We start from the raw sequence: 24,420 nt of genomic DNA, 5'->3' as shown, positions 1-24,420 counted from the left end.
ATATATATATAAATATCCCCTATTAATTCAATTTTAAAATAGAAGTAATAATTTTTTACAATATAAAAAATAGAACTTTCTTATCGTTAGAATTTCACAAATTCGCCTTTAAATCTTTGTTGTAAATTTACTTATTTAGAATTTTTTTAAATAGTATTAATATTTATTTATTCAGCTTATAGATCAAAGATGTTTTTATTTGTATAAATGCAAATAATTTGTAGGTATAATTATTATATGGAATCAAATAAAAGCAGTTGGCAGTACACTGCTTGGTAGTCCTAAACAGGAACGAGTAATATAAAATTAAAACCTTATCAAGTAACCGATAATGTAGAATCTAATAAAGAACAAAAAAAATATTATAAAGAAGCATTAGAATGGCTTGATAAACTTACGGGATCGCAAGCTGAGCATATTATTATATCTATAAATGAAATAAAAGCCAATGCTCATTATTATTTAGGTATGATCTATGAAAATAGTAAATCGGAATTAGATTGGTTTAGAGCAATAAGAGAATATATTAGTGCTCTGGAAATTGAGAAAGATTTTAACTTTCTCTATAACCATGATACCGTACATTTTTAGCAATATTTGTAAAAAAATAGGTGGATTATTTTAAATTTAGGGAGATTCTATAAGGACGAAAATAAAAGCGAAATAGTAATTAAATTGCTTCTTGAAGCAATAAAATATTTCAAGGTAAGTTTAAGTATAGACCCGATAGAAGAGTGTAGTTTTATTCTTAGAGAAATTTTTAACATCCCTAAGAATAAAAAAGAAGTAGAGAATTATCTATCTTTAAAAAAAGATCTTTATATATCTTTAGGAGAATTTTTATTTAAATTAAATTTAATACCGCTAGCTGCTTTTGAATATTTAAAGTCTGCAAGTATAGCTAGCCCTCAGGAAGAACAAAAATTATTGTTAAAAGTTCATAAAGTTTATAGTACGGAGATGGAGGAAAATACTGCTTTTATACGCTCAATGCTTGACAAAGGTAAGATGGAAGATCTGAGTATAGTTACTAAAGAGGCTGACAGAACAAAATTTTTAAGTGATACACAGACTATAATAAATGATTTTGTTTCACTGCCGGAGCCGCAAGCCAAGGAGTGGCCAGAAGTACAACAAAATCAAAATGAGCAATTGACTAATGATCAACAAGAAGTAAATAAATGCTGATTAATACAGGACATAGGCATTGGGTAAATATGAGATAATGATACAAATAAGATAATATTTACTTATAATGATCCTTTGGGCAGATCGTTAAATGATCGTCCTGACTTAGTAAAACTTATTACCGAGGTTTGCTCTGATGCAGAAATAATGGATTTAAAAACTCAACAACAAGAAGAAGGAAATACTTCGGACTGCGGAGTTTTGGTATGTGATGAGTTAATAAGACAATTTCAAGGTCTTAAAATTCTCTCTACGGAGCAATGTAAAGGACAAGGACTAAATTTAAGAAAATCTCAAGTTTGAAACATTAAAACAAAGTTTAATAGCTCTCAACAAGTCCAAGAACAACATGTTTATATTAACATTAGATAATAATGCTTCAGATAACGAAGAAGATAAAGATAATAACGTTAATAGTAATGAAGTAGAGCGTCCTCCTTATGATAATAATGACGAAGTTTAGGTAGGTGGAGCAACTATGCAACTTAATGATTAACATTAAAAGTTTGACGTTGCGATGTCATTCTAATAACAATGCCCGAGTCAATCATTTTTTTTGTGTAAGTTCATTTTTTATTTTCCAATAAATCATATTTAAAATTCCCACAAAGTATTTCAAATTGATTTAAAGCTAATGACCAATCTTTTATAGGCATAGTCCATTTTTTAGCCGCATTTTGCAAGGCTAAAAATATTATCTTTTGAATTGATTTATCATCTGGAAATACACCTTTATTTTTAATAATTTTCCTAATTTGACGATTTATAGACTCTATGGTATTCGTGGTATAAATCACCTTTCTAATCTCCTCAGGAAAGGCAAAAAATGGTATTATTCCTGACCAACTACGCTGCCAAATATCAGAAATTACTGGATATTTTTTATCCCATTTTACACTAAATTGTTGCAGTTTTAAACGAGCCATTTCTTCGTTATTTGCCGTGTAAGTTTGTTTTAAATCTGATGTTACCTCTTTTAAATCCTTATGTGACACGTACTTTACTGAATTGCGTACCATATGCACTATACATAGTTGTACTATAGTAGCAGGAAATATGCTACTGATAGCCTCAGAAAAACCTTTTAAACCATCAACGCAAGCAACATAAATTTGTTCTACACCTCGATTCTTTAATTCAGTTATACTTGCATCCAAAATTTAGAGCCTTCATTTTTTCCTATCCAAATGCCCAATAACTCCTTCTTGCCTTCTATATTAACCGCAATTGCCAAATATACAGCTTTATTTATTACTATATGATTATCTCTAGATTTAACATATATGCAATCCAAATACAATATTGGGTATATCCTATCTAAATAGCGATTTTGCCACCTAGTTACCTCCTCTAGTACTCCATCTGTTATGGTTGATATTAAATCACTAGATACTTCAGTTTGATATATTTCTTCTAAGTGACCACGAATCTCACTNATAACTGAATTAAAGAATCGAGGTGTAGAACAAATTTATGTTGCTTGCGTTGATGGTTTAAAAGGTTTTTCTGAGGCTATCAGTAGCATATTTCCTGCTACTATAGTACAACTATGTATAGTGCATATGGTACGCAATTCAGTAAAGTACGTGTCACATAAGGATTTAAAAGAGGTAACATCAGATTTAAAACAAATTTACACGGCAAATAACGAAGAAATGGCTCGTTTAAAACTGCAACAATTTAGTGTAAAATGGGATAAAAAATATCCAGTAATTTCTGATATTTGGCAGCGTAGTTGGTCAGGAATAATACCATTTTTTGCCTTTCCTGAGGAGATTAGAAAGGTGATTTATACCACGAATACCATAGAGTCTATAAATCGTCAAATTAGGAAAATTATTAAAAATAAAGGTGTATTTCCAGATGATAAATCAATTCAAAAGATAATATTTTTAGCCTTGCAAAATGCGGCTAAAAAATGGACTATGCCTATAAAAGATTGGTCATTAGCTTTAAATCAATTTGAAATACTTTGTGGGAATTTTAAATATGATTTATTGGAAAATAAAAAATGAACTTACACAAAAAAAATGATTGACTCTTTAAATCTGATGTTACCTCTTTTAAATCCTTATGTGACACGTACTTTACTGAATTGCGTACCATATGCACTATACATAGTTGTACTATAGTAGCAGGAAATATGCTACTGATAGCCTCAGAAAAACCTTTTAAACCATCAACGCAAGCAACATAAATTTGTTCTACACCTCGATTCTTTAATTCAGTTATTACTTGCATCCAAAATTTAGAGCCTTCATTTTTTCCTATCCAAATGCCCAATAACTCCTTCTTGCCTTCTATATTAACCGCAATTGCCAAATATACAGCTTTATTTATTACTATATGATTATCTCTAGATTTAACATATATGCAATCCAAATACAATATTGGGTATATCCTATCTAAATAGCGATTTTGCCACCTAGTTACCTCCTCTAGTACTCCATCTGTTATGGTTGATATTAAATCACTAGATACTTCAGTTTGATATATTTCTTCTAAGTGACCACGAATCTCACTGACTGTCATACCTCTACCATAAAGTGAAATTACCTTCTCATCAAATCCATTAAATCTCCTCAGCCCTTTTGGTATTAATTGTGGATTATACTCACCTTCCCGGTCTCTTGGTACTTCTAATGTCAACTTACGACCATCATCATCAATTACTGTCTTTTCATAGCTACCATTACGACGATTATTGTCTACTTTTTCTACTTTACTATGCTTTGAGTAGCCCAATTCATGATCTAACTCACTTGCTAATATTTTCTCAACTATTTGTTTCTTTAGCTGTTGAAATAAACCATCTCGACCAAATAACTCTGATGGGTCTGCTTTTGATAATAATTCTTCTACTAGCTGATTACTTATGTTTAATTTTTCTTTATCTTTACCTATTTCTTTAGCCATAATTTCCCTTTGTTTTAGTTACTTCTTTTTACAGTAATCTCTTACTGCTTTTTTTGCAACTTACACAAATTTTATTATAGACTCAAAATAATTTTAGAAATGTCTATAGAATTTAATATAAAAGAAAAAATTTATATCATTTTATGTACGTTTTTTACAGTCCTTATTATAGTAGGGAAACTTAATATATCAAAAATTTGTTTACCTTAATATTTTTAATTTTTATATTCTTGAATTATCTATAGGAGCAATTTTTTACCCGTTAACTTTTTTATTAACGGATTTAATAGCTGAGTTTTACGGTAAAGAAAGAGCCAATTTTTGTGTAAAGCTTGCTATTATTTTTAATATAATAGTAGTTTTAATAATAAGTCTCATGGATAAATTGGAAGCTACTAATATCTTGTTTAGCATCAACTTTTGCCTGTTATATAGCTCAACTTGTTGATATTAATATCTATTTATGGATATGTAAAATTACTAAAGGTAAATATTTATGGATAAGAAATAATTTTAGTACGGCAATTTCTTTATTTATCGATACTTTTATTGTAATTGGGATTATGAGCTTATTTAATATTTTTCCTTTTGACCAATTAGGTCATCTTGTACTTAATAGCTATTCATTTAAACTATTTTTTACTATATTTAGTACTCCAGTATTCTATGCAGGAGTTTGGTTAATAAGCTTATTCATTAAGAAAGGATAAGCTCTTAGGAAAAGCTTATCCTTATTTAAATTTTCTATTGGTGATTTACAAATTGACTTTTAGTTTAATAAGTCCTTGATGGCTTTGATACTTTCTATGCGTATAATAATTATACTCAAGTAGAACATTGATATTTTTTCTACTCATAAGTATATTACTACCGATATTATATCCAAGCTTAGGTTGTTTTAGTGTAATAATTGTTTCTTGTAATGTTTGTCCTTTAAAAGTCGCTTTTGCATTAACTTTTGTATTTTTATTATTGAAGTGATACTCAATATTACCATACAAACTTGGTGTTAATACTATATTGTTTTTGGTCACTATAGGCTTAAACACTATTTTACCGCCAAGGCTACTTTCAAATAATTGATTTGATTTCTTTTGAATCATGAGATTTTCTATATCTACATTATACTCTTTATAGTTGCTAGCTCTTGAATAATCATATTGAAAACCGATATTAGGAATAAAATGTAAATCGTATTTTGTACGATATTGATAATTTAATAAAGTTTGAAAACTTAAATTATTGTTTTGATATTTTCCAATTATATTATTAATACTTTTAGATCTATTCTTAATATAATTATGACCGTAAGATGTTATAGCCTGCAATGAGAAACCTTTAATTAGTTCTTTTAGACCGTAAATGCTTAAAAGATGACCGTTAACTACTGTTTTCCCTAGTTTTTTATTATATTTAATTTGGGATCCCAAACGGCTATAAGCTATTCCTATAACATCATGACTATTGATGAATTCAGCATCAGTCCCGATAGTTATGCCGGTTGTACGATTTTGATATTTTGGAATATTCTTCCAAGTGCTTTGTTTGTTGATGCCGTATAAGCCGCTAATCCATACCCCTCTGTTTATACTAGTTTCTTCATCACCGGCCCCTATTGCAGTAACCTTTAATCTATCACTTATATTATAGTGAACAGGTTTGTGAAGAGTTGAAGTCGCCTTAACTAATATTGCTACTTTCCCACTAGTATCATCAGATACCTGTTGTCTCTGTGTCGCCTCATTTTGTTCTGTAATTGCTTCAGTTTTGAATGACACATCGATAGCTTCATCTTCGCTTTCTAAAACTATATCTTTTTTTAATTCTTCGTCAGTGGTGCTATTGCTTTCTTCTAATTCTTCTTCATCAGTTGCATACCCTTCATCGTCTTCATCACTAGATCTTAATGCTAGAAGTGATTTTTTGTCATCTGATGATTTATCATTTTTGCTATCGTTAGAACTCAATAATCTCGGTGATAAAGCGGTTGTTGAATCAGATTGCTCTGACTTTAAATCAGATTGCTCTGACTTTGAATCAGATTGCTCTGACTTTGAATCAGATTGCTCTGACTTTTTATTGCTATCTTCAGGTTGTGTATCATCCTTTGTTGAGGATTCGTCATTTGTAGCTTTGTTTTCTTGTTGGAATAATCGTAATTTTTTCGAATCTAAACGTCCTATTTTCTTTTTATTGTTACTATTTTCTGATTGAATATCACTACCATATTTTTGTTCTAGTTCAGTAGACTCTGCTAGTACTTGTTTAACAAATAGAAACAATTCTTTATCTTTTGTTAATTCCAAAAGTTTAGAAGTATAAATATTATGTATTTCTTGCCCTATTTCAGTTCTAGGACCTATAAAATCAGAGTGAGCAGTATTAAATACCTCTTTTACCGCTTCTTCTGGATATTTTGTCAATAGCTGTGTATAAATATTATGTACTTCTTGCCCTATTTCAGTTCTAGGACCTATAAAATCAGAGTGAGCGGAAGTAACCGCCTCCGTTAATTTTTTGCTAAGTATAATATTATTTTCAGCATATTTAATAAATTCTTTATCTTTTGTTAATTCCAAAAGTTTAGAAGTATAAATATTATGTACTTCTTGCCCTATTTCAGTTCTAGGACCTATAAATCTAGAGTGCATAGTGTCGACTGCTTCTTGGATTTTTTCAAAATACTTATTATTTTGATGAGCTTTAGATAAATTTTTTGAATGCTCCAATGCTACTGATTCCACTATAGCTTTTTTAAATAAATCGGCATCGGAGTATTTTGCTTTATGTCCTGCTGATTTTTGTCCTGATAAAGTAAATTCTTCATATCTTAAAGCTATATCGGAGCTAAAGTGATAAATTTTTGGAGTTGTTTTAAAAGTAGATGTATTTGTATTGGATTGAGTAATCCCTAAACTTTTTAGATAAGCTAATTCCCAATCTTGTGAATCAGGCAGTGGCGGTGGTGGCATGTTTCCGGTATGGATGGGTTTTTTAGCTTTTTCTTGCGAGCACTCTTTAATAGCTTTTAATATCATAGGCCCCTTTAATTTACTAGCAAGAATGCTTATTTGTTCATTGCTCATGTCTGTAAATGAAGGCAAAGCTGATCTTAATTGATCTAAATTATTATTACCTGTTAGTTTGATAGTAGAAGCTTTTAAAAGCTCTTTTAATAATTCGGGGGCTTTTTCCTTTACTATAGTAATAAACTCATTGTGAGGTAAATTTGCTGTAATTAATTCTTCAAATTTTATTGTGTTTAAAATAGCTGTTCTTAAATCATCAAGTTTAGCCTGTGCTTGATCAGAATTAATTATTTTTCTTAAGTTTGTATCTTCTGTTATTAAAAAATTAGCTTGTTGTACTATAGTTAATATATTAGGGTTGTTAATTAACTCTTCGACTCTATTGCCAAATATATCTTGATCGAAGTTTTTTGCATTAGTATAGGTAAATACTAATTGTTCAAACGGATTTTGTTTGCTCTGTAACTCTCTAATCAATTCTGATTTATTGAATTCAAGTTTAATAGGTCTCTTTAATTCTTCAGATATTTTACATGACGATAATAAAATACGTTTTACTGCATCATCAGTGTCTTCATTGAAAAGATTTTTAATTATCTCTTCGCTTGTTATTGTTTTCTTACCATTTACGGTTATATCTTTTATATACTGGTCTTGAACAAGGGTGTTAAAAGCTTCTTTAGCTTTTTCTGCGATTTCAGGGGTTGAAATGCTAAATAAATTTACAAGAGTTTTCTCGTCAGCTCCTTGGTTGGCGTATGATTCTGTTAATATTTGACGTATAACATTTGTAAGATCAGCTTGTCTTTTTATAAGCTGATCTTGTAAATCATTAGCTTTTGTACCTCCTGTCTCAGTTCTATATTCTGCATATAGTTTGGCATAAGCTGTATCTGGCGTGCTTCTGTCTGTGCTGGTTGCACTAGAAGCTGTAGGTTGAAGTGGTGCTTTTGATTGAACAGTAGTATTGCGAGTAAACTGAATATATAATGAATGTATGTGAGGATATTCTGCTTGTAACTGATTTAAATCAAAATGGTTAGAGTTGCTACTAAAGCCTTGAGAATTTAAGGGAGGTGGTGGGGGTGGCATGCTTCCATTTAGCGGTAGAGGTGGTGGATTCGGAATGCCGCTTTGTGTTTGTTCTAAATTATTTGCATTATTACCTACTGCTAACCCTAAAATTTTATTGGTTTCATTGCTGAGTTTACTATCAGATAATATTACTTTAATTACTGAATTTAATGTGTGGTTATTTACTTCTTTGGCTAGTTTTATCATATCGTCTTTAGTTAAACTATCTCTTATTAGCCCTTTATTTTTTAGTTCTATATTTATTTCTTTTACTATTTCTGGTGTTAAAATATAGAGGCTTTTTACAATATAGGGTTGCATTCTGTTTTTTAACTCTAATTGCAGAGTTAAAAAGTTTTCTACTGAACTCTTATCTTTACTTGCTGCTAGTTTGATAAGATCTAATCGTGCCTTTTCTTCAAATTGACTATTAGATATATTTCGTGTTGCATAGTCTTGAATTCTTTCAGCAAATATAGTTTTTTCTTCAGAAGAACTATTTTCTAATAATTCTTTTAAAATAGGTCTATTTTTAACGTCAATATTGGTATTGAAATCTAATTGTCCCTTATCATTGCTAAATAATACCCTTTGAATAGTATCATCATTAAAATCACTTAAGATAGTCGTTACTGCTTCTTGTTTATAAATACTATCTACTTGAAGAGTTAATGCTGCTATAGGATCTGTTTTAATAAGATTTTTAAAGTCTTCAATATTTTCTTCTTGTTGTATTATTCTATTTAGATTGTGTTGAGAGTGCGTTAATTTACCCTTACTTTCTTTAGTATTAAAGTGCTTTTTAAAAGTACTTATAGGATCAAAAAAATATTGTTGTTTCTTTTTTCTACCCGTGAAAATCCCTGAAGATGTTCCTGTATTATTTATACCTTTATGTGGTCTATAATTATGGTTGTTTTCATTGTTGTTTAGCAACTGGTTTGCTGCTATTCCGGCTCTTATTTGGTCTATATAAGAATTTGCTTTTACTACCCCTATCTTAAATTCATTCATTAATTCGTCAGCGTTAGGGATAATATTATTATCTATATAGTACGATTTTTTACCAAGCATCATCTGAGTTGCTATTGATGCGATATAGTTTGTTGCCTCACCTTTATCAGCACCAAACCTCTTTTTTAACTCTTTTTCTGTAGGAATATGGCTATCGGCTATATATTGTAGCTTTTCTTTGTCCATAACTTTAAGTCTTATTGACTTAATATAGCCGTCTCTATTATCATCACGAGATATACCAAACCTCTTTTTTAACTCTTTTTCTGTAGGAATATGGCTATCGGCTATATATTGTCCCTTTGCGTTTTCCATAATTTCAGTTCTTATTGAAGCAACAAAAGATTCTGCATCATCTTTATTCATGTTAAGAGCAGTCCTTACTTCTTGCATTTCAGGGATAATATCATTATCAACATAATGTTTGTATTTAATATCTCTGTTTATTGAGCTGATATATAGTTCGATTATTGCTTTTTTGTCTTTTTCTGCACGACGTACCTTTTGATTGTGTTCTACATTATTGTCTATTTTGCTAGGGTCATAACTTATTCCAAGATTTGTTGCTGCTTCTATATCTGTAGGAACTACACCTTGATTAATATATTCTTGTTTTTTTGTATCAAAATCTTGTTGTTTTACTCTTTCGATGTATAATAAAATTTCAGCTCTTGCTTGTCTTGCTTTATGTCTAGTATTATATAAAAAACTTGATAAATCTGTTTCCTTATACTTTATTCCTAGATCATCTTGTGCTTGAGTAAAACTAGGAACTAAATCTGCTTCTTGCCATTTTTTGATTTTTTCATTTGGAGTCAAATCTTTCCAAATATTTTGTTGCTGTGTTGAATTGTGCTTTTCCCATGCCGGGATTTTACTAACTAAATCTTTAAAGCTTGCCGCTCTAGCACTTGTACTTAAAAAGCTACTAGTCAACAAACATGTTGACATGAAAAAAGTTAAAACATATTTTTTTGAGTGGGAATTTTGTAAATTCATTCAAACCTCGATTAGTTATTATTTTTAAAATACAAACGAGGCGAGTTATATAATATTTGTTAACCTATGTAAACTATTAATTACTAATTTTTGTTAACCAATGAATTTTCTAGCCAAAATGTGTTTAATATATCACATGCTAATGTATACTCCAAATTTTAAACTTTTTTCAAAAGGAGTATGTAATAATACTTTTGAAAGAAATGTACTTCAGTTTTTGGTAAATAAAATATGCAAATTCAATTTCACTTATATAACACTCTTAGCCGTACTAAGGAGGTTTTTAATCCTCAAGATCAAGCTAACGTAAAAATGTATGTATGTGGACCGACTGTTTATGATAATCCTCATATAGGCAATAGTAGGTCGGGAGTAGTATATGATTTACTTTATCGTATAGTTATAAAAATATTCGGTGAGAAGGCAGTAAAATATGTACGTAACATTACGGATGTTGACGATAAAATTATCGATAGAGCTGCACTACTTGGTGTTACTATTGATGAGTTGACTGATAAAGTTACGAAAGAGTTTCATAAAAATATGGCATATTTAGGTTGTATGCTACCTAGTATTGAGCCGAAAGCTACAAAACATATTGATGTAATGATCGCAATAATAGAACGCTTAATAGCAAAAGATCACGCATATATTGCTGATAATCATGTTTATTTTGATGTTTTATCAGCGCCAAATTATACGGAATTATCTAACCGCAATTTAGAAGAAATGTTTGAGGGAGTGCATGTAGAAAATAGTAAAACCAAAAAAAATCCACAAGATTTTGTATTATGGAAACCGGCAAAGCAAAATGAATCGGCAAATATGAATTTTGAAAGCCCCTGGGGACTTGGTCGCCCTGGATGGCATATTGAATGTTCAGCCATGAGCTACAAATATTTAGGTGAGAATTTTGATATTCACGGCGGCGGAGCAGATTTAATCTTTCCGCATCATACCAATGAGATTGCTCAAAGTAGATGTGCTTTTCCAAATTCTACCTATGCTAAATATTGGGTACATAATGGGTTTCTAACGGTTAACGGTGAGAAAATGAGTAAATCTCTTGGTAATTTTATTACCGTAAGGGATTTAATGGATAAGCAAATTCAAGGAGAAGTAGTAAGGTTATTTTTATTAAGTAGTCACTATAGGCGTCCTCTTGATTATAATGATAAAGCTATAGAAGATGCTAAGAAAACTTTAGATTATTGGTATAGAGCTATAGAAAATATTAATGTGCAGAAAATAGATTTACCTCATGATTTCATGCAAAGCTTACTTGATGATATAAATACGCCGCTTGCTGTTAAAATCATTAATGACTACGCTAAAGTTGTTTTTATTTCTAAAACTGAAGAAGAAAGGCAGCTTAACGCCTCTGCTATTATTACTTGTGCTAATTTTATTGGTTTAATGAATAAGACTCCACACGAGTGGTTTAATAGCGGTGTGGATAAACTCTATATAAATGAGCTTGTAAATAAGCGTTTGGAAGCAAAAAAACAAAAAAATTGGTTATTAGCCGATCAAATTCGTAACCAGTTATTAGAGGAAAAAATAATTCTAGAAGATCAACCTGATGGTACTACTATTTGGCGAAAAGAATAAAAGCTTGTAAATTACGCAATATGCGTATATAATTATAGGCTTGTAAGTCGTCATTGCGAGGAAATTATGTAATAATTGACGAAGCAATCTCACAGGATATTTGATGAGATTGCCACGCAGCCTACGGCTGCTCGCAATGACGATTATCCAAAACTTAAGTAAAAAATTCACACGTAAGATATATGTTAGTTCATTAGAATGGACATCTTACGGAGGTATAAACTAACAATTAGGAGAATTTAAAAATGTCAAAAATACCATCTGTTAACATTAAAGCATTATTAGATGCGGGCGTGCATTTCGGTCACAAGACCTCACGTTGGAATCCTAAAATGGCATCTTACATATATGGTGAACGTGATGATGTTCATATAATCGATTTAAGACAAAGTGTCGCTTTAATGAACGTTGCTTTGAATGCAATATATGAAACCGTAAAAAAAGACGGTAAAATATTATTTGTAAGTACTAAAATACAGGCAAGCGATATTATAGCGGAATATGCCGAAAAATGCGGGCAGTATTACGTAAATCATAGATGGCTTGGTGGTATGCTAACTAACTGGAAAACTATTGCGGGTTCAATAGAAAAGCTAAATAAGTTAGACAAAACCTTAGAAAACGAAGAAGCACTTATGGGTTATACTAAGAAAGAGATACTCGATATGAGCCGTAAGAAAGATAAATTACTTCTATCTCTTGCCGGTATTAGAAATCTTAATTCTAAACCTGATCTTCTAGTAGTTATTGACACTAATAAAGAGCATATCGCAATTAATGAAGCGGTAAAGCTTAATGTTCCTATAGTTGCAGTAGTTGATACTAATTCTAATCCTGATAATGTAGATTATCCGATTCCGGGTAATGATGATTCTATAAGATCAATAAGACTTTATTGTAGTTTATTTGCAGATGCGGCATTACAAGGACTTGAAGAATCAATGAAAGCTTCAGGAGTTGATATGGGTGCTATGCAAGAGCATACAGATAAGGCGTTAACTTCTAAAAATGTTTCTAAATTAAAACAAGCTAAAAAATTCTCTAAAACGAAAAATATTGATGAAGAGACAAATACAGAATTTGAGCAAGCATTAAATGATGCCGATGAAAATAAAAATTCTTATAATGCATAAGTGTTGTTGCATGGATAGGCTTTTCCATTGTTATCCCGCGACTTGATCGCGGGATCCAGCTTAAAATACTAATATTAGTATTTTAAATTGTTTTTATGGACCCCAGGAGCAAGCCACGGGGTGACACCGAGGTCGTTCTTCGAGCTACAACCCAAGCCAAATATAATAATTAAGGAGAAAGTAAGGTATGAGTGAAATAAATATAAGTGCTGCAGCGGTTAAAGAATTAAGAGAAAAAACTGGTGCAGGTATGATGGACTGCAAAAAAGCATTAATAGAAACCAGCGGTAATTTTGAAGAAGCTATTGATTTTCTTCGTAAGAAAGGTTTAGCTGCTGCTGCAAAGAAAGCCGGACGCATTGCTTCTGAAGGTTTAACTGCTGCAAAAGTTGATGGGCTTACCGGAGTGGTAATTGAAGTAAATTCCGAAACGGATTTTGTTGCTAGAAATGAGCAGTTTCAGGATCTAGTTAAGGATATTGCAAATCTTGCAGTAATTGCAAAAACTATAGACACGCTAAAAACATTTAAAATGCAAAGCGGTAAATCAGTTGAAGAAGAAATTATAGAAAATATCGCTACAATCGGTGAAAATTTAACATTACGTCGTATGGATATATTAGAGATATCTGAAGGAGCAATCGGTTCGTACGTGCATAATGAAGTTGTACCGAATTTAGGAAAAATTTCCGTATTAGTAGGTCTTGCGTCTAACGCAAAAGATAAAGCAAAACTAGAAGCTTTAGCTAAACAAATTGCTGTTCATGTAGCAGGAAATAACCCGCAAAGTATAGATGATTCAAGCTTGGATCAAGCACTCGTAGAGCGTGAGAGAAAAGTATTTTTTGAAAAATCTAAAGAAGAAGGAAAGCCTGATAATATTATAGAAAAAATGGTAGAAGGTAGAATACGTAAATTCTTCTCGGAAGTTGTATTGCTTCAGCAAAATTTCTTATTTGAACCTAAACTTACCGTTGCGGAAGTAATTAAAAATGCTGAAAAAGAACTCGGTGCAGAAATTAAAATCGCCAAATTTATTAGATACGAACTTGGTGAAGGTATAGAATATGAAGAAAAAAACTTTGCCGATGAAGTAGCTGCCATTACGCAAGGTTAATGGGCTTGTTTCATAGCTTCAATGTCATTCCCGCGTGGATACCAAATCGTCATTGCAAGCATGTGTTGTTGTGTAGACACAATTCTATCCTGTCATCCCGCGACTTGATCGCAGGATCCAGTAAAAATATAAAAACAACTAGTATTAGTTATTTTTATGAATACCGTGGTCAAACCACGGTATGACACCGAATGCGTTTTTCTATCCACGCAATAATACCTTCCCGTGGTCAATTGAACTAGGTGACAGTAAAAAACTCGTGAATACTTACTCACACCTTTTCAAAGCAAACAAAGGCAAATTTAGGATAAGTGCTTATTCTAAACTCGTATTTATAATATCTCTCTAACTACAATCAACTATCTATTAATAAATAATTTTCGGTTTTTTACTTTATAATAAAAGATTTATATTGACTTAATCATAGAAAATCTTACATTAATTGTTATTATTAGTTTAAATGAAGAGCGTTTTATGTCAAGGACAAAAGAGGAATATGCTGCACAAATTTATGCTGTCAAAGAGCATCGTAGGAGACAAGCTAATTATAGTGATAATGATGCCGAATTACTTGGAGTTATTATAGTATGTGCCGGTTATGCATGTTATAAAGCAGTAGAAGGGGCAGTAAAAGTTACCGTCACAGGAAGTAAAATTATAGAAAACGCCTATAAGATAGGAAGTGGACAAATAGCAGTACTCGGTACTGATGCCGAAAGTAAAATAACTTATATAACAAAGCATCCTTCGTCTCGAGGTAATACGAGTACTCCCACTCAGTCGATGACAACTCATCCTGTAGATCCTTTAGAGCAAAATCCCCCTAATACTCCTACCTCTAAAAGAGAAAAGGCTAAAATATACGGAAAAAAACTGGTAGATAGTACAAAGATTGGAGCTAAAACCCTTTCAAACGCTTATAAAGTGACAACCGGTACAATAGAAGTCGTCGGTCCAGGAAGTGATTTTAACAGTAACGGTAAGGAAAAATTTATATTTTCTGAACCTACTAAGCGTAAAGTTGTTCAAAAAGAATTTAAAACCGAAAACGGTTATAAGTGCGGTATTGTGTTGGAAGAGGCAATTGAAGCTTCCTTAACATTAAGATTGAATAACAAGTGTATAGTTAAGATTAAAGAATTTAGAAGCATGATTGTCCCTGATACTACAGAAGATACAGGAGACACTTTTGATATTTCGCTAATTTTAAAATATTCTGATGGGGCAAACATGCCTAAAGCAGATTCTGCTTTTTTAAAGATACATTACGGTAGAGACGGAAAATTAAATAAGTTATCGTTGCCAAACCCACCTATAATTTTTCATAACCAATGGTATCCGGCCTTAACCGTTTATAAAGGTGAATTATGTTCTTTGCCTATAAGTAGTGGTATTATAGGTATTTGAATAAGAAAATACTAGAAAATAACGGAAGTATAGAAATCAGTCACGTAGATCCTGAATTTACTATAGAGCTTTTAGGAGAATAAGAGTTTTTAGTTAAATTCTATCAAAGAAACTTCGTAATTACTTTTAAATATTCATCTAGGACTTTTTGGTTGTCCTTAACAAATTTTAAAGCATTTTCGCGGTAAGCTGTAAGTTCTAGAGTATTATTAGACCTGAGTAGATATGTTAGTTTAATTAGTAAATCTTCACCGTTTTTGATTTGGATAGCTGCTTCATTTTGCAGTACGCCTTTAGCGATATCGGTGTTTTTGCTCATATCGGGACCGAATATAATACAATTAGAGAAATATGCTGCTTCTAAAATATTATGCCCGCCTTGTTTAAAAGAACCGCCGATAAAAGAAATTGTAGATACAGAAAAAAATAGTCCCATTTCGCCGAACCTATCAACTATATAAAGATCATCGCTTAAAACAGGTAAATCATTTTGCGACTTAGCGGTAGCGGATAAATTATGTGACTTACAATTATCGATAATTGATTTAACTCGCTCAGGATGTCTTGGAATTAAGATAATATAGCAGTCTAAAAACTGCTCTTTTAGGTTTTTGATTATAGGCAAAATCACCTCTTCATCTTCGGGGTGAGTGCTGGCAAATAGCACGACTCGCCTATTGTCTAAATGTAAGCTTAATTTTGATAACTCTTCTTGATTGACCGGAAGTTTTTCGTTGGCAAATTTAATATTGCCTAAATTCACTGCATCTGATACGCCAAGTTCATTGAATTTTTGTAAGTCACGCTCGCTTTGCACGATAATTTTACTGCAATTTTTGAGAATAAGCTGAAAAAAGCTTTTTCTTTTTAGCCAAGCTTTAAACGATTGATCGGAAATACGAGCATTAACTAGTAGTAATTTACACTGCTTTGCTCCCTCATTAATAGTACACGGCCATAATTCCGATTCTATAAAAATGCCTAAATCAGGTTGCCAATTTCTTAAAAATTTTCGAGTAAAAATAATATTATCTATCGGTAAAAATTGGTGAACTGCTATTTTAGGTAATTTGGTAGTTAATATTTTAGCGGAGCTGTTAGTCCAAGAAGTGACTAGAAAACGAACGTCAGGGTAGCGTTTACTTATATTATGTATTAATGTTAAAGCTACCATAGACTCGCCAACGCTTGCTGCATGAATCCATATCAGCCTTCGTGTATAACTTGCTTCTAAAGGTAATTTATACGTCGGTCCTAACCCTTCATCCTCACGTATTAGTGTATACGCTGTGGTTCGCAGTGAAGTGTCTCCTTTAAATTCCTCTTTATTAGCGGACGTTTGCACGAAGTCTAATAAATCGTCTTGTCTGTGTTTGCCAATAGCAAAACGCTCTTGGATGCGTCTTATATCTTCTTTACCTATTAACAAACGTATAAGAATTATGATAAAATAAACAGGTAATAATATAAAGCTTAAAGCATAATATAATAACATCATTGCTTTAAACTCTCTGTTAAGCTTGCTAATTGTTTTTCAAGGCTTATATGGTTTTGTATTTTATCATTTGTGAGTTCTAAAGGCAAGCCAACTATGATTTTAATGGTACCAAACGGTAGGGGTATTATTAATTTATCCCAACTTTTTAATCTGAAACATCTAGAAGTGGAGCTGACTATAGTAATAAGTTTTGTGTTATATCTATAGGCAATTTCGGTAATACCGCTATTTACTTTATATACCGGTCCTTTAGGACCGTCCGGCGTGACTATTATATTTGCACCTTGAGATAACTTACCTATAATATTACGTAAAGCTCCAATTGGATTTTTATTAGTAGAACCTACTATCACTCTGCAACCGAATTTTCCTACTAGATCGTTTAAAATTTTTCCGTCTAAATGCGGTGATATTAAAGCATAGAGATTTCTATGTCCTATAAACATAGCCGGACTTAAGGCAAGCATATTATGCCAAAATGCAAAGATTACCCCTTGTTCGTTTAGGAATTTTTCCTTATTGCCGTTATCGTAAAATATAAATTTCTGCTTTGAAGTAAAGTAAACAAAACGCAAATACCAATATAGTAAAATAGTAATTATACTAAGTACGTATTTATTATTTTTTAAAAATTTTTTAAAAACTTTCCGCATTATTTTTTTGTTGGTTTAGGTGGCTTTTTAACTTTTCCGTCATTGCGAGGAAATTACGAAGTAAGTGACGAAGCAGTCTCAGGATATTTGATGAGATTGTCACGCAGCCTATGGTTGCTCGCAATGACGATGTGGTATCCATGCAAAGCCTTAAGCAGGAATGACATCGATTGTTCTCTCAATTCTAATACAAGCTTTTTCTAGCTCTTCCATAGAAGTAGCATAAGAAATTCTAAAATATCCCTCTAAGCCGAAAGCGATACCAGGTACTACGGCAACTTTTGCTTCTTCAAGTAAATATTCGGCAAAATCATTACTATTTGCAATAATTGTTCCTGATTTAGTTTTATGCCCAAATATTTTATCGCATTTAACAAATAAGTAAAACGCTCCTTCCGGCTTATAGCATTCAAAATATTTTACTCTTTTCAAAATTGATAAAGCAAGATCACGCTTTTTTTGACAATTTAAAGCATTAGGCTTTATATAATCTTGAGGACCGTTTAATGCTTCAATAGCAGCCATTTGACTTATTGAACAAGGGTTTGAAGTACTTTGCGACTGAATAATAGTCATTGCTTTAATCAAAGCTTTAGAGCCTGCACCGTAGCCTATACGCCAACCCGTCATAGAATAAGCTTTAGATACTCCGTTTACGGTAAATATTCTCTTTTTTAAATCAGGTGCTATTTGGGCTAATGTATAAAATTTAAAATCATCAAAAGTAATATGCTCGTAAATATCATCGGACATTACGTTTACATGTGAATATTTTCTTAAAACTTTAGCAATATTTTCTAGTGCTTCAAAATTATAGCTTGCACCTGTTGGATTACTAGGTGAGTTAATAATAAGCCACTTAGTTTTATCCGTAATTGAACGTTCTAAAGCTTCTGCACTTAATTTAAAGTTATTTTCAATTCCGCAATTTACAAAAACAGGTGTTCCTGTGCTAAGTGCAACCATATCAGGATATGAAACCCAATAGGGTGCTGGAATAATTACCTCATCCCCTTGGTCTAAAGATGCCATAAACAAATTATATATAACTTGCTTACCGCCGGTGCTTACTATTATTTCATCAAGTTCGTAATCTATATTATTTTCACGTTTGAATTTGTCTTTTATTGCTTGCTTTAAAAGAGGCATACCCTCAACGTTAGTATATTTAGTAAAGCCGTCTTTAATCGCTTTAATCGCCGCTTCCTTAATATTGTCAGGCGTATCAAAATCAGGCTCACCGGCACCGAGTGTGATAATATCAACTCCCGCTTTTTTAAGTTCAAGAGTTTTTTTAACGACTGCAAGGGTCGGCGACGGTTTTATAGAACTTAGCCTCGTAGAAATAATTGACATAATTTGAGTCCGTATTAAATGAAAGCTATAGTAAAATCGGTAATTTCAAGAAATAAATATTAATTCTTATAATGAAATCTACAATTATATATTATAATTTGTTTAGTATTGACAGAATATATTAGTCTATGTTCGTGGTTAATTCTACGTGACCATAAACCTGATAATATATGTTTTAAAGGTTCGGGCTTACCTATACCTGTAAACGATGCTTCTTGGATATTTTTTATTAGAAGTTTAATACGTTCATATTTTTTAATATCGTATTTTTTCCAATACACTAAATCCTCCGCTGCTTCTAGTGTCCACTCAATCTCAATCATCTAAATTAACTTTAGCAAACTCTCCTCTTTTTGCTTGTTCGATAGATTTTTTTATTCGATTTGCATTAGCCAGATTAGATAATAAATATAATGTTTCTTTTGTAGATTCATATTCTTCTTCGGTTAAAAGAATAATATTCTTATGATTCTTTCTTTTAATAAGATAAGGGACATGATCGTTTTCTACGGTATTTAGTACAGAGCTTAAGTTTTTTCTAAATGAAGTGCCGCTAATTGAGTTCATGAGCTACCTACTGATGTACATATAACATGTACATCCTAGCTTCAATGCCATTAATTTACAAGTAAAATTATTATTTTATTTAAAAATTTATCAATATATGCTTTATTATAGTAAGTAATATTAATTTAGTAATTAAACTATGCTCGGTAAAATAAAAGACAAAATCAAACATTATTGCTTAACTATAATAAATGTACCGAATTTTATTAAGAATAAAATTTTAGAATTTAAAAATTATATAAGTGATTGTAAATATAAATTCTCTCATTTAACCGAAACTAATTATCAACTTGGACTCGATCATTTATATAGAGGTAATTTAAATGATGCATTACTTAGGTTTAAACTAGTCGATAAATTTTTTAATCCTAATGATTCTAAAGTATATTCTCAACTCGGATGGGTTTATTTTTTAAAAAATAATTACAGGCAAGCTATAGAATATTTAGAAAAATCTAATGAAAAATATAAAACTATATTTATAAATTTTTTGAAAAATTATAAGGATATTATTGAAATACCTCAAGAAATTTGTGGAAAATATCGTGATTTAACTGCACAATATTATCCTACTATTTTTAATAACGATAAAAATATCCATCTTCCGTATAGGTTTGTTAATGAAGCACTTAAGCAGATATCTGATTTACCGGATAATTACTCTATTTTGGAACTTGGAAGTAATATAGGGCTTGTAGGTTATGAAATACAAAAACGTTTTCCGGAACGTTTTACTTTAACCGGTGTAGAAGTTTCTGCTTTAATGAATAAGTTACAAGAAACATATTACCCGAACACTAAAATTTACGATCAAATATATAATATTGCTATCGATGAATTTTTAAAACAAAACTCTAATAAATTTGATATTATTTTTAGTTTTTGCGGATTATCGTTTACTAACAATTTAATAGAATATTTTAATTTAATATACTCATCTCTTAATAAACAAGGGTATTTTGCCCTTTGTTTACCGAATGCGACGAAGACACAATTTTCAGTAAAACGCAAAGAATTTATTTTTAACTTGAATGAAATAAATAATTTTTTACAAAAACATAATTTTACCATATTAACTTCGGAAGAAATAATACTAGCGGAAAACAATAAATATAGTATTATTATTTGTAAGAAAACAGCATAAATCAATGAGAATATTAATTATATTATCCATTATTTTATGTTCATTATCGATAAGAGCTGATCTTGAATATGTTGATAATGACATATATAAATATAATGGTGGAAGCAATGAAAACGGTTGCGTGGAAGTTTATGATCCATATGAAAAATTTAACCGTAAAGTGTTTGTATTTAATTCTGTGTTAGATTATATAATATTGCGTCCTTTAGCGATAGGTTATAAGAACATCACGAATGATTACGTAAAAGCACGCGTTAATAGTTTCGTCAGTAATGTCGATACACCGCTTACTGCGGTAAATTACGGGCTTCAGTTAAATTACGATAAAACTATGAAAAGCGTTTGGCGGTTTTTCATTAACACTACGCTTGGCATAGGCGGTTTATTTGACGTGGCAGGTAAAGTAGGTTTGCCGTCTGATCGTCAAACTTTCGGTAGTACCCTCGCACATTATGGAGTTGCCCCAGGTCCTTATTTAGTATTGCCGATAATCGGTAGTACTAACGCAAGAGATATGACGGATTCGGTAATTACTAATTATGCTCTTAATCCATTAATGTACTACACTCATAATGATTTTGACTTAGGAGTACTAGCAGTTAGTAAAATAAACGATCGATATGTTGTATTACCGTTTAGTGATTATGTGATGAAGAATTCTACCGATCCTTATTTGGCTATTAGATCAGCATTACATCGTGCTCGTGAAGCATCGGTTCAATATCCTGAAAATTTTAAATGTCCTAAACCCAAGAATTAATGAAATTAAAGAGGATTATATGCAAAAAATTATTACAGGTTTATTTTTATTAGTGATGACGTTTTCCGCTTATTCTAATGAAAAAGTGCCTGCCGGTTTGAACAGTTACGTTACTAATTTAGTAAATGAAGCTTCTAGTATATTAAACGATAGTAAATTATCTGAGCGAGTAAAAATTGCTAAAGCACGTGAGTTAATGTCTCAGAACCTAGATTTTGATTGGATGGCTAAATATACATTAGGCAGAAATGGGATAAAAACTTTATCAGGTGGGCAGGTTCAGGAATTCATCAAAGTTTACTCTAAATATGTTACTAAATCTTATACTGATTTAATAAAAGATTATAAAGGCAAACAGCCTAAAATAGTAGGAGTTCGTCCTTTAAGCTCAACCGATTTTATGGTTGCTATGAATATCATTAGTAATAAAGAGCAAGACCCTATTAAAGTAGAATATCTTGTACGTGAAATGAAAGGAAACGGAAAAGACGTTTTTAAAGTTTCTGATATAATTACGGAAGGTGTAAGTCTTATTGGAGCTCAACAAGACGAGTTTACCAATACTTTAAAAAATCAAGGCTTTAAGGCACTAATACAAAAATTAGAAAGTCGTTCTTAAGCTTATTTCACTGTCATCTTAAATCGTCATTGTGAGGAGGTATTGTTGTGTAGACACCTCGTCGTCATTGCGAGGAAATTGCATAGCAATTGACGAAGCAATCTCAGGAGTTTGTTATTATTGTATGAGATTGCCACGCAACAAAGCCCGCTCGCTAATAGCGTTAAACAACATAAATCATTCACATGAAAATCTTAGCAGACAGTAGTAATAAGTTACTTGCAACGCGTTTAGCTATAGCATTAAATATTAAATATATTGAGCCGAAAATTACCTATTTCAATGATTCCGAAATAAAAGTAGAAATTCAAAAATCGTTTCATAATGAAGATATAATCATAGTACAATCCATATCAAAACCCGTTAATGATCGCTTAATTGAGTTGTTTTTGCTAGTAGATGCAGCAAAAAAAGCGGGAGCAAATCGAATAATTTTAGTAATGCCTTATTTTTGGTTATGCAAGGCAAGATAATATAAATTCTCAAAATATAATTCCTGCTAAGTTAATAGCAGATTTTTTAGAGAAGCTCGGAGTAAACCATGTAATTACTATTGATTTACACTCCGATAAAATAGAGAAATTTTTTAATATTCCTGTTTCTAATCTTGAACCTATAAATTTATATATCCCGTTTTTAAGAACTTATAGCAATTTCGTTATAGTTACACCTGATAAAGGAAGTATCAATCGAGTTCAAAAAATTAGTAATTTACTAAATATAGATTCAGCTTATATAAACAAAGAAATGGATATAAATAATAATTGCGAGATGATATCAATAACAGGTAGTGTAAAGGGCAAAAATTGCATATTGATGATATTATAGATAGTGGAGAAACAATCGTAAAAGCAGCGAGATTTTTAAAAGAACATTCGACTTTATCGGTTAGTGCTTTTATAACTCATGCAGTGCTTTCTGCCGGTTCTAAAAATTCGATAATAGACCTCTTGGAGAACGAAGCTAATAAAGAGGAATTTGTAGGAAACACGGAACGCAGCACCGCAGCGTACACTTTAGTACGTGAGGATGCGAGTACTGGATTGACGTACAAATTACCTTTAGAAGCAAGTTATGTAAGAGGTCTAATAGACAATATTTTTATCACGGATACTATAGAAACAAGTGACTTATCTACAAAATTTCATATAATATCCGTATTGTCTATCATCGTAAAAGAGTTAATAAATATACTATGAGCTTGTGTACTGTAGAAATAAATCTATCTACAATAAAAAATAATTACCTTTTATTACAAGATATTTGCAAAACCTCATTAGTCGGTGCTGCCGTTAAAGCTAACGGTTACGGTCTTGGAGCAGTACAAATTTCTAAAGCTTTAATAGAAGAAAATTGTAGGCATTTTTTTGTGGCCTCAAGTGAAGAAGGAGTGAATTTACGCAACGCTTTAGGATTAGATGTTAATATTTTAGTTCTTAACGGCGTTTTTGAACATGATGCTTTAGAGCTGATAAAATATAATTTAACACCTGTCCTAAATAACTTAAAACAAATAGAAATTTGGCAAAAATTTAGTAATTTGAAAAACCGATTATTGCCTTGTTATTTACATTTCAATACGGGGATTAATCGTCTTGGCTTAAGCTCTGATGAGATAGAGCAGCTAATTAATGATCGTGATTTGTTAAAAGGGCTAGATTTACAATATATTATAAGCCATCTAGCTATATCCGAGGAAATAGATAATCCTTATAATCTAGAACAATTAAACAGATTTAAAGCTTATTTACAATATTTCCCAAACGTCAAAGCAAGCCTTGCTAATTCCGGCGGCATATTTTTAGGACAGGATTACCATTTTGATTTAGCAAGACCGGGGGCAGCCTTATATGGTCTTAATCCCTTAACAAAGAATCCCGTAACCTTAAAAGCTCCTATAATTCACTTACAGAATTTGACACTAGATAGCCATATCGGTTATAATATGACTTTTACAACTAAGCGTGATAGTGTCATTGCAACGTTACCGCTTGGTTATGCTGATGGGTTTAGTCGTAATTTTAGCAATCAAGGTGAAGTATTTATTAACAGTCGCAGCGTTCCTATAGTAGGGCGGGTATCGATGGATTTAATAAATATCGATGTTACCGATCTACCACCGTCCGAGATTTTTCTAGGGCAGGAAGCGGAAATTATCGGAAATTATTGCACGCCCGATAAAATAGCGAGTATTATAGGTACTATCGGGTATGAGGTATTAACTAACCTTGGTAGTAGATATAAAAGAAAGTATATCGGGTAGATATCTGTGTCATACCATGGCTTGACCACGGTATCCAGAAAAAAATTAAAAAAGACTGGTTCCCGCGATCAA

Annotated in this window: 20 protein-coding genes and 3 pseudogenes; 15 read left to right on the top strand and 8 right to left on the bottom strand. The window is 31.5% G+C overall.

All coding sequences use genetic code 11. The features are described 5' to 3' along the window. Positions 1-675 precede the first annotated feature (675 nt). Together C4Q30_RS09035 and C4Q30_RS04575 are read left to right on the top strand one after the other, a co-directional pair. Positions 676-1,188: a hypothetical protein gene (locus C4Q30_RS09035; protein ID WP_209445206.1), complete on the top strand. Its 513-nt coding sequence runs from the start codon at positions 676-678 to the stop codon at positions 1,186-1,188. Positions 1,189-1,263: 75 nt separating this feature from the next. Then, positions 1,264-1,491, top strand: coding sequence for a PLC family EF-hand domain-containing protein (locus C4Q30_RS04575; RefSeq protein WP_103897345.1), 228 nt, complete (start codon positions 1,264-1,266; stop codon positions 1,489-1,491). 263 nt (positions 1,492-1,754) lie between these two features. Here the strand turns inward: C4Q30_RS04575 and C4Q30_RS04570 are convergent. Further along, positions 1,755-2,566: pseudogene (locus C4Q30_RS04570) on the bottom strand (IS256 family transposase). A 49-nt stretch (positions 2,567-2,615) separates the two neighbouring features. On the opposite strand from C4Q30_RS04570, the gene C4Q30_RS04560 reads away from it, so the two are divergent. Continuing rightward, on the top strand, positions 2,616-3,203 hold the full coding sequence (locus C4Q30_RS04560; protein ID WP_103897342.1) for an IS256 family transposase: 588 nt from the start codon (positions 2,616-2,618) through the stop codon (positions 3,201-3,203). Here C4Q30_RS04560 and C4Q30_RS04555 read toward each other — a convergent pair. After that, complete coding sequence (locus tag C4Q30_RS04555; protein ID WP_103897341.1) at positions 3,172-4,104, bottom strand: IS256 family transposase; 933 nt, start codon at positions 4,102-4,104, stop codon at positions 3,172-3,174. The two genes, C4Q30_RS04560 and C4Q30_RS04555, sit on opposite strands and share 32 nt — an antisense overlap. A 99-nt stretch (positions 4,105-4,203) precedes the next feature. Between C4Q30_RS04555 and C4Q30_RS04550 the strand changes: the two are divergent. Further along, positions 4,204-4,814, top strand: a pseudogene (locus C4Q30_RS04550) (queuosine precursor transporter). 45 nt (positions 4,815-4,859) lie between these two features. Here C4Q30_RS04550 and C4Q30_RS04545 read toward each other — a convergent pair. Then, on the bottom strand, positions 4,860-10,220 hold the full coding sequence (locus C4Q30_RS04545) for an autotransporter outer membrane beta-barrel domain-containing protein (RefSeq protein ID WP_209445205.1): 5,361 nt from the start codon (positions 10,218-10,220) through the stop codon (positions 4,860-4,862). A gap of 231 nt (positions 10,221-10,451) precedes the next feature. On the opposite strand from C4Q30_RS04545, the gene cysS reads away from it, so the two are divergent. The 4 genes from cysS (at position 10,452) to C4Q30_RS09680 (ending at position 15,488) form a co-directional block, all read left to right on the top strand. Continuing rightward, the gene (cysS, locus tag C4Q30_RS04540) at positions 10,452-11,831 is read left to right on the top strand and encodes a cysteine--tRNA ligase (RefSeq protein WP_103897339.1); all 1,380 of its coding nucleotides are present in this window, start codon (positions 10,452-10,454) and stop codon (positions 11,829-11,831) included. Between the two features lie 245 nt (positions 11,832-12,076). Continuing rightward, entirely contained in the window at positions 12,077-12,964 is an 888-nt protein-coding gene (gene rpsB / locus C4Q30_RS04535) for a 30S ribosomal protein S2 (protein ID WP_103897338.1), read from the top strand. Positions 12,965-13,151: 187 nt separating this feature from the next. After that, positions 13,152-14,081 (top strand): translation elongation factor Ts, encoded by a 930-nt coding sequence (gene tsf, locus C4Q30_RS04530; RefSeq protein ID WP_103897337.1) that lies wholly within the window; start codon positions 13,152-13,154, stop codon positions 14,079-14,081. 474 nt (positions 14,082-14,555) lie between these two features. Further along, entirely contained in the window at positions 14,556-15,488 is a 933-nt protein-coding gene (locus tag C4Q30_RS09680) for a hypothetical protein (RefSeq protein WP_245207476.1), read from the top strand. A gap of 103 nt (positions 15,489-15,591) precedes the next feature. Here C4Q30_RS09680 and waaA read toward each other — a convergent pair whose 3' ends face one another. From waaA to C4Q30_RS04500, 5 genes are all read right to left on the bottom strand, one after another. Beyond that, positions 15,592-16,986 carry a lipid IV(A) 3-deoxy-D-manno-octulosonic acid transferase gene (gene waaA / locus C4Q30_RS04520; protein WP_103897336.1) on the bottom strand — a complete coding sequence of 465 codons (1,395 nt, stop codon included), beginning with the start codon at positions 16,984-16,986 and terminating at the stop codon, positions 15,592-15,594. Continuing rightward, positions 16,983-17,639, bottom strand: coding sequence for a lysophospholipid acyltransferase family protein (locus C4Q30_RS04515; RefSeq protein WP_014013835.1), 657 nt, complete (start codon positions 17,637-17,639; stop codon positions 16,983-16,985). Before C4Q30_RS04515 ends, waaA begins: the two co-directional genes overlap by 4 nt. A gap of 150 nt (positions 17,640-17,789) precedes the next feature. Continuing rightward, a complete protein-coding gene (locus C4Q30_RS04510; protein WP_103897335.1) occupies positions 17,790-18,995 on the bottom strand; it encodes a pyridoxal phosphate-dependent aminotransferase in 1,206 nt (401 codons plus the stop codon). Positions 18,996-19,054: 59 nt separating this feature from the next. Continuing rightward, positions 19,055-19,318, bottom strand: coding sequence for a Txe/YoeB family addiction module toxin (locus C4Q30_RS04505; protein WP_014013837.1), 264 nt, complete (start codon positions 19,316-19,318; stop codon positions 19,055-19,057). Further along, on the bottom strand, positions 19,311-19,562 hold the full coding sequence (locus C4Q30_RS04500) for a type II toxin-antitoxin system Phd/YefM family antitoxin (protein WP_014013838.1): 252 nt from the start codon (positions 19,560-19,562) through the stop codon (positions 19,311-19,313). Before C4Q30_RS04500 ends, C4Q30_RS04505 begins: the two co-directional genes overlap by 8 nt. Positions 19,563-19,701: 139 nt before the next feature. Here C4Q30_RS04500 and C4Q30_RS04495 point away from each other — a divergent pair, with 139 nt between their 5' ends. From C4Q30_RS04495 to C4Q30_RS04470, 7 genes and pseudogenes are all read left to right on the top strand, one after another. Further along, entirely contained in the window at positions 19,702-20,706 is a 1,005-nt protein-coding gene (locus C4Q30_RS04495; RefSeq protein WP_103897334.1) for a methyltransferase domain-containing protein, read from the top strand. Positions 20,707-20,710: 4 nt separating this feature from the next. Beyond that, positions 20,711-21,466 (top strand): MlaA family lipoprotein, encoded by a 756-nt coding sequence (locus C4Q30_RS04490; RefSeq protein ID WP_103897333.1) that lies wholly within the window; start codon positions 20,711-20,713, stop codon positions 21,464-21,466. 19 nt (positions 21,467-21,485) lie between these two features. Next, positions 21,486-22,085 (top strand): MlaC/ttg2D family ABC transporter substrate-binding protein, encoded by a 600-nt coding sequence (locus C4Q30_RS04485; protein ID WP_103897332.1) that lies wholly within the window; start codon positions 21,486-21,488, stop codon positions 22,083-22,085. A 185-nt stretch (positions 22,086-22,270) separates the two neighbouring features. Next, on the top strand, positions 22,271-22,558 hold the full coding sequence (locus tag C4Q30_RS09675) for a ribose-phosphate pyrophosphokinase-like domain-containing protein (protein ID WP_245207475.1): 288 nt from the start codon (positions 22,271-22,273) through the stop codon (positions 22,556-22,558). Further along, positions 22,533-22,913 (top strand): ribose-phosphate diphosphokinase, encoded by a 381-nt coding sequence (prs, locus tag C4Q30_RS09670; protein ID WP_342447540.1) that lies wholly within the window; start codon positions 22,533-22,535, stop codon positions 22,911-22,913. Before C4Q30_RS09675 ends, prs begins: the two co-directional genes overlap by 26 nt. Before the next feature lie 119 nt (positions 22,914-23,032). Then, positions 23,033-23,278, top strand: a pseudogene (locus C4Q30_RS09665) (palindromic element RPE1 domain-containing protein); the annotation flags it as partial. Positions 23,279-23,280: 2 nt separating this feature from the next. Continuing rightward, on the top strand, positions 23,281-24,348 hold the full coding sequence (locus C4Q30_RS04470) for an alanine racemase (RefSeq protein ID WP_103897331.1): 1,068 nt from the start codon (positions 23,281-23,283) through the stop codon (positions 24,346-24,348). Positions 24,349-24,420: the final 72 nt, after the last annotated feature.

The organism is Rickettsia fournieri (assembly GCF_900243065.1).
GTDB classification, from domain to species: Bacteria; Pseudomonadota; Alphaproteobacteria; order Rickettsiales; family Rickettsiaceae; genus Rickettsia; species Rickettsia rickettsii.
The sequence above is the reverse complement of the archived record's forward strand: the minus strand, read 5'-3'. Positions and strand labels throughout refer to the sequence as shown.

What these genes read in the sequence shown, in the direction of transcription:
- C4Q30_RS04555 (WP_103897341.1), bottom strand. Translation starts at nt 4,104, where the DNA reads ATGGCTAAAGAAATAGGTAAAGATAAAGAAAAATTAAACATAAGTAAT.
- C4Q30_RS04545 (WP_209445205.1), bottom strand. Translation starts at nt 10,220, where the DNA reads ATGAATTTACAAAATTCCCACTCAAAAAAATATGTTTTAACTTTTTTC.
- cysS (WP_103897339.1), top strand. Translation starts at nt 10,452, where the DNA reads ATGCAAATTCAATTTCACTTATATAACACTCTTAGCCGTACTAAGGAG.
- rpsB (WP_103897338.1), top strand. Translation starts at nt 12,077, where the DNA reads ATGTCAAAAATACCATCTGTTAACATTAAAGCATTATTAGATGCGGGC.
- tsf (WP_103897337.1), top strand. Translation starts at nt 13,152, where the DNA reads ATGAGTGAAATAAATATAAGTGCTGCAGCGGTTAAAGAATTAAGAGAA.
- C4Q30_RS09680 (WP_245207476.1), top strand. Translation starts at nt 14,556, where the DNA reads ATGTCAAGGACAAAAGAGGAATATGCTGCACAAATTTATGCTGTCAAA.
- waaA (WP_103897336.1), bottom strand. Translation starts at nt 16,986, where the DNA reads ATGATGTTATTATATTATGCTTTAAGCTTTATATTATTACCTGTTTAT.
- C4Q30_RS04515 (WP_014013835.1), bottom strand. Translation starts at nt 17,639, where the DNA reads ATGCGGAAAGTTTTTAAAAAATTTTTAAAAAATAATAAATACGTACTT.
- C4Q30_RS04510 (WP_103897335.1), bottom strand. Translation starts at nt 18,995, where the DNA reads ATGTCAATTATTTCTACGAGGCTAAGTTCTATAAAACCGTCGCCGACC.
- C4Q30_RS04505 (WP_014013837.1), bottom strand. Translation starts at nt 19,318, where the DNA reads ATGATTGAGATTGAGTGGACACTAGAAGCAGCGGAGGATTTAGTGTAT.
- C4Q30_RS04500 (WP_014013838.1), bottom strand. Translation starts at nt 19,562, where the DNA reads ATGAACTCAATTAGCGGCACTTCATTTAGAAAAAACTTAAGCTCTGTA.
- C4Q30_RS04495 (WP_103897334.1), top strand. Translation starts at nt 19,702, where the DNA reads ATGCTCGGTAAAATAAAAGACAAAATCAAACATTATTGCTTAACTATA.
- C4Q30_RS04490 (WP_103897333.1), top strand. Translation starts at nt 20,711, where the DNA reads ATGAGAATATTAATTATATTATCCATTATTTTATGTTCATTATCGATA.
- C4Q30_RS04485 (WP_103897332.1), top strand. Translation starts at nt 21,486, where the DNA reads ATGCAAAAAATTATTACAGGTTTATTTTTATTAGTGATGACGTTTTCC.
- C4Q30_RS09675 (WP_245207475.1), top strand. Translation starts at nt 22,271, where the DNA reads ATGAAAATCTTAGCAGACAGTAGTAATAAGTTACTTGCAACGCGTTTA.
- C4Q30_RS04470 (WP_103897331.1), top strand. Translation starts at nt 23,281, where the DNA reads ATGAGCTTGTGTACTGTAGAAATAAATCTATCTACAATAAAAAATAAT.